At 64.4% G+C, this 12,899-nt stretch carries 15 protein-coding genes and 1 pseudogene; 14 read left to right on the plus strand and 2 right to left on the minus strand.

The window, feature by feature from the left end; translation table 11 throughout:
- The 6 genes and pseudogenes from ACLQI9_RS01495 to ACLQI9_RS01520 all read left to right on the plus strand — a co-directional run.
- A pseudogene (locus tag ACLQI9_RS01495) lies at positions 1 to 186 on the plus strand (hypothetical protein); the annotation flags it as partial.
- Between the two features lie 352 nt (positions 187 to 538).
- Positions 539 to 979: an NfeD family protein gene (locus ACLQI9_RS01500; RefSeq protein ID WP_442390832.1), complete on the plus strand. Its 441-nt coding sequence runs from the start codon at positions 539 to 541 to the stop codon at positions 977 to 979.
- 3 nt (positions 980 to 982) lie between these two features.
- Positions 983 to 2,011 carry an SPFH domain-containing protein gene (locus tag ACLQI9_RS01505; protein WP_442390834.1) on the plus strand — a complete coding sequence of 343 codons (1,029 nt, stop codon included), beginning with the start codon at positions 983 to 985 and terminating at the stop codon, positions 2,009 to 2,011.
- 69 nt (positions 2,012 to 2,080) lie between these two features.
- Positions 2,081 to 2,617, plus strand: coding sequence for an acyl-CoA dehydrogenase family protein (locus ACLQI9_RS01510; RefSeq protein WP_442384093.1), 537 nt, complete (start codon positions 2,081 to 2,083; stop codon positions 2,615 to 2,617).
- Positions 2,614 to 3,378 carry an alpha/beta fold hydrolase gene (locus ACLQI9_RS01515; RefSeq protein ID WP_442384095.1) on the plus strand — a complete coding sequence of 255 codons (765 nt, stop codon included), beginning with the start codon at positions 2,614 to 2,616 and terminating at the stop codon, positions 3,376 to 3,378. The genes ACLQI9_RS01510 and ACLQI9_RS01515 overlap by 4 nt, the downstream gene beginning before the upstream one ends.
- A complete protein-coding gene (locus ACLQI9_RS01520; RefSeq protein ID WP_442384097.1) occupies positions 3,375 to 4,136 on the plus strand; it encodes an enoyl-CoA hydratase/isomerase family protein in 762 nt (253 codons plus the stop codon). Before ACLQI9_RS01515 ends, ACLQI9_RS01520 begins: the two co-directional genes overlap by 4 nt.
- 169 nt (positions 4,137 to 4,305) lie before the next feature.
- On the opposite strand, the gene ACLQI9_RS01525 is transcribed toward ACLQI9_RS01520, so the two are convergent.
- Entirely contained in the window at positions 4,306 to 4,449 is a 144-nt protein-coding gene (locus ACLQI9_RS01525) for a hypothetical protein (RefSeq protein WP_442384099.1), read from the minus strand.
- Between the two features lie 476 nt (positions 4,450 to 4,925).
- Between ACLQI9_RS01525 and ACLQI9_RS01530 the strand changes: the two genes are divergently transcribed.
- The gene (locus tag ACLQI9_RS01530) at positions 4,926 to 5,228 is read left to right on the plus strand and encodes a hypothetical protein (RefSeq protein ID WP_442384101.1); all 303 of its coding nucleotides are present in this window, start codon (positions 4,926 to 4,928) and stop codon (positions 5,226 to 5,228) included.
- 79 nt (positions 5,229 to 5,307) lie between these two features.
- Here ACLQI9_RS01530 and ACLQI9_RS01535 read toward each other — a convergent pair whose 3' ends face one another.
- Entirely contained in the window at positions 5,308 to 5,523 is a 216-nt protein-coding gene (locus ACLQI9_RS01535) for a hypothetical protein (RefSeq protein WP_442384103.1), read from the minus strand.
- Positions 5,524 to 5,646: 123 nt separating this feature from the next.
- Here ACLQI9_RS01535 and ACLQI9_RS01540 point away from each other — a divergent pair, with 123 nt between their 5' ends.
- From ACLQI9_RS01540 to ACLQI9_RS01570, 7 genes are all read left to right on the plus strand, one after another.
- On the plus strand, positions 5,647 to 6,876 hold the full coding sequence (locus tag ACLQI9_RS01540; RefSeq protein WP_442390836.1) for an amidohydrolase family protein: 1,230 nt from the start codon (positions 5,647 to 5,649) through the stop codon (positions 6,874 to 6,876).
- 13 nt (positions 6,877 to 6,889) lie between these two features.
- Positions 6,890 to 8,107 (plus strand): cytochrome P450, encoded by a 1,218-nt coding sequence (locus ACLQI9_RS01545; protein ID WP_442384107.1) that lies wholly within the window; start codon positions 6,890 to 6,892, stop codon positions 8,105 to 8,107.
- A gap of 45 nt (positions 8,108 to 8,152) precedes the next feature.
- Positions 8,153 to 9,307, plus strand: a complete 1,155-nt coding sequence (locus ACLQI9_RS01550) for an acyl-CoA dehydrogenase family protein (protein WP_442390840.1) — start codon at positions 8,153 to 8,155, stop codon at positions 9,305 to 9,307.
- 128 nt (positions 9,308 to 9,435) lie between these two features.
- On the plus strand, positions 9,436 to 10,587 hold the full coding sequence (locus ACLQI9_RS01555; protein WP_442385207.1) for an amidohydrolase family protein: 1,152 nt from the start codon (positions 9,436 to 9,438) through the stop codon (positions 10,585 to 10,587).
- Positions 10,584 to 10,841, plus strand: coding sequence for a hypothetical protein (locus ACLQI9_RS01560; protein ID WP_442385209.1), 258 nt, complete (start codon positions 10,584 to 10,586; stop codon positions 10,839 to 10,841). The genes ACLQI9_RS01555 and ACLQI9_RS01560 overlap by 4 nt, the downstream gene beginning before the upstream one ends.
- A 2-nt stretch (positions 10,842 to 10,843) precedes the next feature.
- Positions 10,844 to 11,983 (plus strand): acyl-CoA dehydrogenase family protein, encoded by a 1,140-nt coding sequence (locus ACLQI9_RS01565; protein ID WP_442390842.1) that lies wholly within the window; start codon positions 10,844 to 10,846, stop codon positions 11,981 to 11,983.
- Positions 11,983 to 12,899, plus strand: a 917-nt coding sequence (locus tag ACLQI9_RS01570) for an acetyl-CoA hydrolase/transferase C-terminal domain-containing protein (RefSeq protein WP_442390838.1), incomplete at its 3' end; no start/stop codon positions are given. The genes ACLQI9_RS01565 and ACLQI9_RS01570, both read left to right, overlap by 1 nt.

Consider the following 12,899-nt stretch of genomic DNA (forward strand, 5'->3'; position numbering starts at 1 on the left):
GGTAACCTGTGCCTCGGATCGACGTTCTGGTTCCGTCGGTGTGACCGGGGGAGAGGGCGCACGCGTCTTCCGCCGGGATTTTCACTAGGTCGATCCACCCATATGCGCGACTTCTACGCCGTCCTTCTCGACGAAATCCCGGCCCTGCTGGACCGCTGGCATCAGCAGTCGGGGCGCCCTTCCTGATCGCTTGGTGTCCATGCGAAGTGGCGATGCCCGCTCGGCAACCAGGTAGTACCGAACGGCAGGTAGCAGACAACCATTAGGGCAGACTGTCGACCCGCCAGATCTGGACGGGTTCGGCGCGTGTTTTCACCGTGACAGTGCCGAGCGATGCGGCACGCCGGCCGGCGCGGACTCGCCCGGATGCGCGCGCACCCGCCAAGACCGGTCACCACTTTGCCGGAATCCGGAAACGCAATGCGGCGCCAGCATGGCTTGGGGGACATAATGTAAGCGTGTGCCCTACCGCACACGATGGAGGAAGTAACAGTCATCCCGCCCGCGCATCCGTCGAATGTTCAAGGAGGATCGCCGCATGGATGCATGGCTGATCTGGTTGATCATCGCCGTAGTGTTGCTGGTGGTCGAGATGCTCACTATCACCGCAGCGGTCGGGATGCTCGGTGTCGCTGCGCTGACCACCGCGGGCTTCGCCGCACTCGGACTACCCGTTTCTGTCCAACTCCTTGCGTTCACAGTCACCGCCACGATCGGGGTGCTGCTCATCCGCCCCATCGTCCGTCGGCGCATGCTCCGGCCCCAGCTCGAGCGTTTCGGCGTAGAAGCATTAATCGGTAAGCCCGCCTATGTCGTGTCAGAGGTGTCCCGGCTGGACGGCAGGGTTCGCATCGGCGGTATCCGCGGCGAGGAGTGGACGGCGCGCGCCTACGACCAAACCCTGGTGATACCCGCCGGAGCGACCGTCGACGTGCTGGAGATCAGCGGCACCACCGCGTTCGTGTACCCCCGGGAGTAACCCATGGAAACTGCACTCTCTCTTATCCCCGGACTGGTCGTCGCGCTGTTCGTAGCCTTCACCGTGCTGCGGGCGGTGCGCATCGTGCCCCAGGCGCGTGCCCGCAACGTCGAACGGCTCGGCCGCTACGACCGCACGTTGCAGCCCGGCCTCAATTTCGTCATCCCCTACTTCGACCGGGTCTATCCGATGATTGACCTGCGGGAACAGGTAGTCTCGTTCCGACCGCAACCGGTGATTACCGAGGACAATTTGGTCGTCGAGATCGATACTGTGCTCTATTTCCAGGTGACCGACGCGCGCGCGGCCGCCTATGAGATCGCCAACTTCCTGCAAGCCGTCGAACAGCTCACGGTCACCACACTGCGCAATGTCGTCGGGTCCATGGACCTGGAGCGCACACTCACCTCCCGCGACACCATCAACAGCCAACTCAGAGGTGTGCTGGACGAGGCCACCGGCAAGTGGGGGCTGCGGGTCAACCGGGTAGAGATCAAGGCCATCGACCCGCCGCAATCCATCAAGGACGCGATGGAAAAGCAGATGCGGGCCGAGCGCGACAAGCGTGCGGCAATCCTGGGCGCCGAAGGCCAACGCCAGTCTCAGATCCTCACCGCCGAGGGGGACAAGCAGGCCGCCGTCCTGCGCGCCGAGGGCAACCGGACCGCAGCGATCCTCAAGGCCGAGGGCCAGGCCCGCGCTATCGACGAGGTATTTCAGTCCGTGCACCGCAACGACCCCGACCCGAAACTGCTGGCCTATCAGTATCTCCAGATGCTGCCGCAGCTGGCCCAGGGCCCGGGAAACACGTTCTGGGTAATTCCAAGCGAGGTCACCTCCGCCCTGCAAGACGTGTCCCGCGCCTTCACCCAGGCGCTGCCCAAGTCATCGGCCACCCGCGAAGCCTCCTCCGACGACTTGGCAGCGCACGCTGCCGCCGATGCGGCTCAGGCGGCACAAGCCGCCGCCGATGCGCTCGAAGGCGCGGCCGAGGCCGACGGCTACCACACCGCGTCGCCATCGCGCCCGTAACGACCGGTCGGGACAGGATTCTTCGAATCGCGAAGCAGGCAGCAGGAGGGCAGCGGCGGCGGCGGCATCGTGCTCGCGCCCGGACCGGCCGCAAAATCAGGCGGCACGGCGGTCACTGAAGAAACGATCTGGGAGCGCACCGCGCTTAGGCGCGCCGCGTTGATGGCCGGCGCGGTAAGTGCCGTTGCGGCAATGACATTGCGCTACAACGGCGAACGTGAGCAGTTCGGGCGCCCGATCGGTCGTTTCCAGGCTGTGCAAGCCCATTTGGTCACCATCCACCAACAGGCCGCCGCGGTTGCATCGGCTATCGACGGTGCGGTCGAGGCGGTCGAACTAGGCCGGGGTAGCTTCGAAATCGCTTGCGCCAAAATGCTTGCTGACCGGGCCGCACAGCTGGTGACGGCGGCCGCGCATCAGACGCATGGCGCTATCGGTATGACGAAGGAGTACCCGTTGCATTATCTGACCCGTCGACTCTGGGCCTGGCGAGACGAAGCCGGCGGGCATCATCGCTGGGCGGACCGACTCGGCGCGGCCCTGGTCGCCTGCGGTCCCGACGCCCTGTACCCCGCCATCCAGTCCGGGTCCGAGGTGATGCAGTGAACCAACTGCAGCGCGAAGACGGGGTCACGTTGGCCTTCCAGGTGCACAACCCGCAGGCGCCGGGTTTGCCGCTTTTGCTGACGCACGGTTTCGGCGCCACCGCGGGCATGTGGGACCGGAATGTCGCTCCCTTGAGCGTCGATCGGCCGGTGATCGTCTGGGACCAGCGCGGACACGGCAGCAGCGACGCGCCCGACGACATGGACCGCTACAGCGAGCAGATCAGCGTCGCCGACATGGCGGCCATTCTCGACGCCGCGGGTGCCGATCGGGCGGTGCTCGGCGGAATGTCCTTGGGCGGCTATCTTTCCCTGGCTTTCCACCTCGCCCACCCGCGGCGGGTGGCGGCGCTGGTGCTGGTCGACACCGGGCCGGGCTACCGCAACGACGAAGCCCGCGACAAGTGGAACGTGTGGGTCGAACGACGCGCCCAAGAACTTGAGCGCGGCCAGACGCGCGCCGAGAGCTCGGCGGAACTCGCGCAGGCAGTGCACGAGCATCCCGAGGGACTGCCTCGAGCAGCGCGCGGTGTCATGGCTCAAAAGGACGCCCGCGTGATCACATCGCTCGACAGCATCACGGTGCCCACGTTGGTGATCGTCGGTGCCCAAGACACCGACTTCCTGGCCGGGGCCGACTACATGCACCGCCACATCCCCAATTCCCGCAAGGTTGTCATCGACAACGCTGGGCATGCGGCGAATATGGACCAGCCCGAAGCGTTCAATGCGGCAGTGCGCGAATTACTGGAACAGCTGTGACCGCTCCCGATGTCACCGTCGAATCCACCGGCCACGTGGCCGTGGTAGAGATCCATCGGCCCCCGAACAACTTCTTTGACACCGCCTTAATCAAGGGCATCGCCGACGCCTACGAGCGGCTGGACGACGACGTCGAATGTCGGGCGATCGCGTTGTGTGCGGAGGGAAAACACTTCTGCGCCGGCGCCGACTTCTCCCGGCCCGCCGAGGATCGTGTGTCACCCAATGAGCTTTATGCTCAGGCCATCCGGTTGTTCCGCACCCGCAAGCCGGTTGTCGCCGCGGTGCACGGCGCCGCGATCGGCGGCGGACTCGGGCTTGCCCTTAGCGCAGACTTCCGGGTGGCCGCACCCTCCTCGAAATTTGCGGCCAACTTCAGCCGGCTCGGGTTTCATCCCGGCTTCGGGATAACGGCCACGTTGCCACGTGTCGTTGGCCAGCAAAAAGCACTTGAGTGGATGCTCACCGGTGAGCGTTTCAGCGGTGAACTCGCCCACGCAGCAGGGTTGGTCGATGAATTGGCCGCCGACGGTGGTGTGGGCCCGGCGGCGATTCGGTTCGCCGAGCGTATCGCCGCCTCGGCTCCTTTGGCGCTGACCAGCATCCGTGCCACCGTGCGCGCCGGACTCGCCGAGGCTGCCGCCGCGGCCATCGCCCGCGAGCTCGAAGAACAAACCCGACTACAGGCGACCGCCGACTTCCGCGAGGGCGTGGCAGCAGCGGCCCAGCGCCGCGCTCCGACGTTCACCGGTAGCTGAAGGGTGACCGTACCCAACTAGCTTTGGTGGAGCTGCCGGGAATCGAACCCGAGCTTCTATTAGGCAAAATGCGTTCTGAACTGCTGTTTCGTTCCGTCTGGTTCCGCTTTAGTCCCGCTCGTTACCTGCGGTTTCGTTTTCGGGTCTTGACGGCGTCAATGCTCACGATCTACTGCCCGGGCTCGTCGGACTTGTAGGACTTGTAGGACTTGTCGGGCTCGTAGGACTCGTCGGGATCGTAGGACTTGTCGGGATCGTAGGACTTGTCGGGTTCGCCGGGCTCGGCGGATGCGAATCGGCCGCTGTGCCACACCAGTCCTGCACATCTTTCGGGTACTGATCGAGCGGTCCGGGACAACGCTGCCCTGGCGGGAAGTTGGCGCCGGCGTTGAGTAGATCGCAGGGCACATAGACCTGCTTGCCTTTGGGGGTGTTGGTCAAACACTTCGTCGGCGGCTCGGCATGGGCCTGGGCAGGGACGATGATCGCCACCGCCAAAGCGGCGAGTACCCCGGCAAAAAGGCGATAGATCATGAGCACTCCTTTATGCAGAGCCCCTGTCAGGATTGAACTCTCCTGACGGCCCAGCAGGGGGGCGAAAACCCACCCTAGCAGCGAAAATTCATCACCAAACATCACTCTAGATGCCTGTGACTGTAGGCAGATTGTGGGCAATGTGTGGGCATCCACGCGGCGTCGCAATGAAACCTCCCCACGCTCCGTGACCCTACTTCGTGCGCGGTGTTCGCAACAAGCAACAATCAGGGCGTCGGACGCTAGCCTTTGCGGGTGCCCGGACCTGGAATGGCCGACGATGAGCCTTCGGTGCTTATTAACTATGAGCGGGAGTCGATCCATGCCGGCGACGACCCCATACCGCTGACGTTCGAGTTTCCCGCCCGGGTAACCATTACTGACCTTCTCGTGACCTTCGCCGAGCGCCAAAGCAGGTTCTTCGCGTATCGGAGGGGCAAGAGTACGTGGCAGATTTGGCACATCCCTGATAACGAAGAGGCGCGCCGGGTCATTGGTCTAGTGCAATTCGTCAACGTCCCCGACGATGCCGAACACGCGCTTGTCTTCGCGCTCTAGGGCGATCCGTATTGGGGACGGTCGCTAATTACCGAGTTAAGCCAGCAAAGCGAACTACCGGTGCGAATCAGAGCCACATCTACGCATGGAGGTCCAGTCGCAACCTTGCATCGGTGGAATAGCTACACGGCCGCCGCTCCACTTTCAGTAGCGGAACGACCGTCGGGCTCAGCATGAAGATAGTCAGCCACAGCTTGACGCAAAAGAAAGCTGGCCAGAGCTTGTGAAGCGTCATGTCGGCGCAGTCCGCGGTGCCCATCAACGGCCGCGCCACCTGGTCACCGATTGTCCTCATGGCTGCTCCTGTACTGACATCCAGCGCTCGCTATACCGATATCTATTTAACGGTATAGACTGGCCACGCTCGCCGGCCAACCGGAGTCGCTAGCGACTGAAGCCGAGTAGGGAGAGATCACCGATGACTCAGTTCACCGAAGCGCCGATCTTCGATGCGGACCAACATATGTACGAGACACCGGAAGCGCTCATCAAGTACCTTCCGGAGCGCTACCGCAAAGCCGTCCAGTTTGTCCAGGTCGGCAAGCGCACCCGGATCGCGATCATGGGCCAGATCACCGAGTACCTCCCCAACCCGACCTTCGAGCGGGTCGCCGCCCCGGGCGCGCACGAGCAGTTCTACGCGGCGCAGAACACCGAAGGCTTGACGATGCGCGAGATGACCGGCATCCCCATCGAGGCGCCGGCAGCTACCCGCAACCCGGCGGACCGCATCAAGGAGCTGGACCGCCAGGGCGTGCGGGAGGCGTTCGTCTACCCGACGTTGGCCAACCTCGTCGAGCACTCCGCGGCGGAGAACCCGGAGTTGACGATGGCGATCATCCACGCACTGAACGAATGGATGCTGGAGGCTTGGAACTTCACCTACGCCGACCGTCTGTTCATGACACCGGTGATCAACTGCGCCGAAGTCGACAACGCCCGGCGTGAACTGGAATACGTGCTGGAGAACGGCGCCAAGGTGGCGCTTATCAAACCCGCACCGGTGAAGGGCTTCCGCGGGTGGCGCTCGCCGGCGCTGCCCGAGTTCGACCCGTTCTGGCGCGACGTCGAGGACGCAGGGTTGCCGATCGTGCTGCACGCCAGCCAGCCACCACTGGAGGAATACGTCAGCAAGTGGGAGCCCCCGGACACCGACAGCGCATTCGAAATGTCGGCGTTCAAGTGGGTCACTCTGGGCCACCGCGAGATCTCTGACATGATCACCAGCCTGATCTGCCACGGCACCTTGACCCGGTTCCCGAAACTGCGCATCGCCAGTGTGGAGAACGGCAGCGCCTGGATCCACCCGCTATTCCATGACCTGGGCGACATCTATAAGAAGATGCCGCAGAACTTCGACGAACACCCGCTCGATGTGTTCCGTCGCAACATCTGGGTGAGCCCGTTCTGGGAGGGGTCGGTGTCCGACGTCGTCGAAACGGTCGGGTGGGACCGGGTGCTATTCGGTTCGGACTACCCACACCCCGAAGGCCTGGCCGAACCAAAGGGCTTCTTCAAATACGCCGAGGGCATGGACCGACGCCGCACTTATGACTTCATGGGTGACAACGCCCGCCGCTTCCTAGGGCTGCCGATCGCCAATCCTGACCCCGACGCCGTGAAGCCGCCGGCGCTGGCCCGCGCCTGAGGTGCAAGAGCTCATGACAGACACCCACATCGGGCCTCAGCAGCGTGCCGAGGTGGACTTGGACCACCATTCGCCCGGGTTCCGTGAAGACCCGTTCGGCAAGTTCGACGAAATCCGATCCCGGTGTCCGGTCGCGCATTCCGACCACTACGAGGGCTTCTGGACGCTCGTCGACTATGCGTCGGTGTTCGAAGCCGCCCGCAACGACGAGCTGTTCAACTCCTACCCGTCGGTCGGGGTCCCGGCCAGCGGCATGCCCTTCCCCATCCTGCCGATCGAATCCGATCCGCCGGTCACCCAGGAGCTGCGTGAGGTCACTCTCCGCCAGTTCTCCCCCGGTTCGGCCGAGAAGTCCCGGCCCGTCGCCCTGCAGATGGCCAACGAGGCCATCGACGCATTCATTGAGCGCGGCGGATGCGACCTGGTCGGCGAGCTGACGACACCGTTGCCGGCGCGAATGATCCTGCGGTTGCTGAAGTTCGACGAGTCCCGCTGCATGGAGTGGGTGGACTGGGTGCACACTGTGGTGCACAACCGCGCCCACGACCCGGAGCAGGCAGCTGCGGCGGGCATGGAGCTGTTCGCCGAGATCAACAAGCACATGGAGCAGCGCCGCGCCGAGGGCCTGGGCGACGATCTATTCAGCGACATCCTGCGCGGCACCCTGAACGGCGAACCACTCGACGACATTCAGATCGCCATGTACGCGTTCCTGATGATGCTGGGCGGCATGGACACCACCAGCGGATTCACCGGAAACGTACTGCTGCGCCTATGTGAGGACAACGAGCTGCGCAGACAACTGATCAACGATCCGGGCCTGATCACCAAGGGCACCGACGAGCTGCTGCGCCTGTACACGCCGTCACTTGGATTGGCCCGCACCGTTTCCCGCGACGCCCACTTCCACGGGCAGTCACTGTGCGCGGGCGACCGGGCGATCCTGATGTGGGCGGCTGCCAACCGCGACCCCGCGATGTTTGAGAATCCCAGGACGCTGGATCTGTCCAGGCCGAACGCCAAGAAGCAGATGGCTTTTGGCGTAGGCATCCACCGATGCTTGGGCTCGCACTACGCCAAGATGATGTTCCAGGTCATGTTGGGTCAGGTCCTGCAACGCCTCCCGGACTTCGAACTCTCCGGCGAGCCGCAGCGGTTCGAGGACGCCGGTGAAGTCTATGCCGTGTCCAAGCTGCCGGTGAAGTTCTCTCGCGGCCAACGTACCGGCTGAGAGCTCCCGAATCGAAACTGGCGCAACATGTTGCAGGAGAAGCCGATGACGGTGTTGTCCACCGACGAGCGGCAGGAGCTCGCCGGGTCCGTACGCGCTGCCTGCGAGAAGTTCGCGTCGGAAGAGCGGGTCCGTGCCGCCTCTTACGCCGGCAACGGCAGCTGCGGCGGCGTAGACACCGAGCTGTGGACGGTACTCTGCGGTCAGGTCGGGGTGGCCCAGATCGCCCTGCCGGAACACCTTGGCGGGGCCGGCTACGGCGCGTCCGCGCTGGGCGTCGTGGCTCACGAACTCGGCCGCGTGCTGGCTCCGGTGCCGTTCGTCGCGTCGGCGGTGCTGGCTACCGGACTGCTACTCGACGCCCACGCCGACGATCCCGACGCCGATAAGCGTCTGTCTGGTCTGTTCGACGGGCGACGCACCGGGGCGGCGGCAATCACCGGCGACGGCGGGTTTTGGCGTCGTGCCGCCGTGACGCTCACCGCAGCACGCAGCGGCGACGATTGGAGCGTCGACGGCGTGGTCCGCCATGTCCTCAACGGCACTGCCGCCGACGACTTGTTAGTGGTGGCGATCGTCGACGGCGAGCTCGCGGTCTTCCTCCTGGACCGGACCGCCGAGGGCGTCAGCGTTGTTGCGGAACGAGTGCTGGACGGCACCCGGCCGATGGCCACCATGACCTTCACCCGCGCACCGGCGGTACGGCTGACCGGCGAGGGTCCCGCCGACCATCTCATCGAGCGCAACGTTAGCCTGGCGCTTGCCATCCTGTCGGCCGAGCAGGTGGGAGCGTGCGAACGGGTGCTGGAGATCGCCACCGACTACGCGCGCACCCGCGAGCAGTTCGACCGCCCGATCGGCAGCTTCCAGGCCATCAAGCACAAGTGCGCCGACATGCTTGTCGACCTCGAATGGGCTCGCTCAGCATCACAAGCGGCCCTGCAGGCCCTGGACAATCAAACCGGCGGCGCCGCCTCGATAGCCGATGAATCCGATTGGCGCGCCAGCATGGCCAAGGCGGTGTGTTCCGAGAGCCTGCGCAACGCAGCCCACGCAAACGTCCAAATCCACGGTGGAATCGGTTTCACGTGGGAGGACTCCGCTCATCTCTACCTGCGTCGCGCCCGCACCGACGAGGTGCTGTTCGGCGGCCCCGGACACCACTGGGACCGGGTATCCGCGCAGGCCAAGCTGCTGTGAGAACCCACCCACCGGCTGTCGAGCTGCCTTGCTGGTCGCTCTGACTGGTGACTAGAATCGCAGCTAAATAACTAAATGTTTTTATAATTCCTGACCGATGACGACCGTGTCCAGACGAGGAGGCACCTGTGCCGTTGCAGCCCTGGATGGAATTGGTTTCCGTCGACGACCACCTGATCGAACACCCGAGGGTGTGGAGCGATCGGCTTCCGACCAAGCACCGGGAGGCCGGGCCCAAGATCATCGAGTGGGAGCGGCCCGACACCGGCCAGATGTGCCAGGTCTGGGAGTACGAGGGCAGGATCTACCCCTACATCGGCTTGAACGCGGTCGCAGGTAAGACGCCCGAGCAGTACGGCATCGAACCGGTGCGTTACGACGACATGATCCCCGGGTGTTACGACCCCAAGGCGCGAGTGGCCGACATGGACATCGACGGCGTGCAGGCGATGACGTGCTTCCCGTCGTTCCCTCGCTTCGCCGGCGCGGTGTTCGCCGAGGGCGAGGACAAGGAACTCGCCAGATTATGTTCGGCAGCGTGGAACGACTTCCACCTCGACGAATGGGCCGCCACGGCGCCCGATCGATTCGTCCCGGTCGCCATGCTGCCGTTCTGGGACCTCGAGGCCAGCGTCAAGGAAATCCACCGCGTCGCCGCGAAAGGTGCCAAGTGTGTGACGTTCCCCGACTTACCTGACCGGCTTGGCCTGCCCTCCGTCCACTCCGATCACTGGGACCCGGTGCTCTCGGCGATGGAGGAGACGGACATGGTGCTGGCTCAGCACTTCGGTTCCGGCGGCTTCCCGCCGCCCATCGCTTCCGACGCGCCATTCGCCGTTTTCATCACCCTGATGGGGACGATGTCGATGACCTCGATGACCGACTGGCTGTTCTCAAACACCTTGTACCGCCACCCGAAGCTCAAGATCGGCCTGTCCGAGGGCGGCATCGGTTGGATCCCGTACATCCTGGAGCGTTGCGACAGCGTGTGGCGAAAGCACCGCTTCTACAACAACATCAACCAGGATCACCCTCCGAGCTACCTGTTCAAGAAGCACATTCACGGCTGCTTTATCGAGGATGACTTCGGCGTGGAGATGCGCCACATGATCGGCGTCGACAAGATCACCTGGGAGTGCGACTATCCACACTCGGACTCATTCTGGCCACAGAGCCGAGAGCGCGCGGCGCAGGCGTTAGAGAAGGTGCCCGACGACGAGGTGCACCGCATGGTCGAACTCAATGCCCGTGAGTTCTACAACTTTCCGCGGGCGGCATGACCTCAGAAGACGACGGGCGGAAAAGCGTGGACCGAATCGAGCAGTTGCCGGTATCGGACTGGACAGATCAGGACCTACTGACCAAGGACGAGGCGAGGGAGCGCCTCGTCGGCGAGATCGGCCGATGTCGAGCCCGGCTGGACGAGCTGAAGGCCAACAACGCCGACGAGTCGGAACTCGCGCTGCTTGCTCGCCGCCTCAACGCGATGGAGTCGATAGCGGGCGAATACGACGAATACCTAGACGGGAAGTAGTGCTGGTGTCCGTTGAGACCGAAGACATCGACGCACTGCGCAGCGAGATCCGCGGTTTTCTGGAGAGCGCGCCCAAGCCCGCCGGGCTCCGCAACTATGGGCCCACGCCGACCGTGGCCGATGTTGAGCCCGGACAGCAATGGCACCGCTATCTGGCCAGCCATGGCTACACGTGCCTGCACTGGCCGCGGGAGTTCGGCGGCGCCGACGCCACGGTGGCGTCTCAAGCCGTCTTCGCCGAGGAATGCGCGCGCGCCGGGGTGCCCCGTCAGCTGAACATCACCGGTCCCGACTTAGTTGGCCCCGTGGTCATCAAGTTCGGGACAGACCAGCAGAAAACCCGCTTCCTCGAGCCGATCCGGCTCGGCGACGACGTCTGGTGCCAGCTTTTCTCCGAACCCGGCGCGGGATCGGACTTAGCCGGTGTGCGCACCCGCGCGGAGCGGACCGCGACCGGCTGGCGTGTCGACGGCCAGAAGGTGTGGAGTTCGGCCGCGGCGTCGGCCGATTACGGCTTACTGCTGGCCCGGACCGGCCCGGACAAACATCGCGGGCTGTCGATGTTCGTCGTGCCGATGCAGACACCCGGTGTCACCGTGCGGCCACTGCTACAGATGGACGCCGAGAGCAAGTTCAACGAGGTCTTCTTCGACGGTGCCGAGCTTGCCGACGACGCCCTGATCGGTGAAGTCGGGCAGGGCTGGAGCATCGCGATCGTCACCCTTGGTCGCGAGCGGCTGACGCTTGGTTCCCAAGCCGTGTCGATGTTCCGGCTGCACGAGCGGATGGTCGAGGCGGCGCGCGACCGCAACCTGCTGAATCCGGTGCTGTCCCGGTCGATGACCAAACTGTGGGCAAGGATGTGGCTGCTGCGGTTCACCTGGGAGCGGGCCATCGAGTCCGGTGATCTGACTTCCCCTGCCTTCTCGGTGCTCAAGCTGATGACGTCGGAAACCGACCGCGATTTGGGCGATCTGGCCACCGATGTGCTCGGCACCGATGCGTGCACCGACCCCGCTGATAACGACCTCGTGCATCACATGCTGGTGGGCCGTGCGCAGACCATCCTGGGCGGCACCAGTGAGATTCAGCGCAACATCCTCGGCGAGCGGGTGCTCGGACTGCCCAAAGAACCGCGGTGATGACAGCCTCCGAGTTCGAGGCGGCGGTGGGTTCGGTGTTGCGGCACCGGAGCACGGTCGCGGTCGGTGACGGCGTTGGTCAGGTCCGCACTCTGCAGAATGGCGACGCAGTCGGGGCGGTGCTGTCGAGGTTGGCACGTCAGGTCGGCGACGTCCGCCTGGCGCTCGGCTGGTTACCCGCACCGCTCGACGGGATCGATCCCGGCGCGTTCAGTGAAGTCGTCACTCTTATGCCAGGTTGGGGTGCACGCAGTCTTCTGCAATGCGCCACAGCGCGTTTCGTGCCCACCCGGCTGACTGCCGTCGCCGCGGTCCTGTGCGACGTACTGCGCCCCGACGTGCTGATCATCCGCCTGGCCGAACGGAACGGGGCTCTGCATTTCGGCACGGAGGTGTCCTGGCAGCGCGCGCTGATCGACGCCGGCGTCCGCGTATTGGCAGTGGTGGACACCAACTCGCCGGCAGCCGACGCGGGCCCACCACTGGATCCCGCGATGGTGCACGTCGTGGGATACAGCGATAACGGCCCGTTGCAGATACCGCAGAAGAGGCCCGACCCAGTCCACGAAGCACTCGCCGACAACGTCCTGCGTTTTGTGCCGGAAGGTGCACAGCTGCAATATGGTCCGGGTCCACTAGGCACGGCGCTGCTGAACCGGACGACGGTGCCCTTGCGCATTGACACCGGACTACTCACTGACGCTGTGGTCGACCTCGACCAGCGCGGCAAGCTGATCGGCACACCGTCGGCGACCTACCTACTGGGTACTGAAAAGCTCTACGACTGGGCCGACGGAAAGCAGATCCTGCACGGCACGGAGTACACGCACGACGCGGCCAGGTTGTCGCGCGGTGGCCCTTTCGTTGCCATGAACACCGCGATCGAGATCGACGCCTTCGGTCAGATCAACGTCGA

It is taken from the genome of Mycobacterium sp. (assembly GCF_052143115.1).
Classification (GTDB): Bacteria; Actinomycetota; Actinomycetes; order Mycobacteriales; family Mycobacteriaceae; genus Mycobacterium.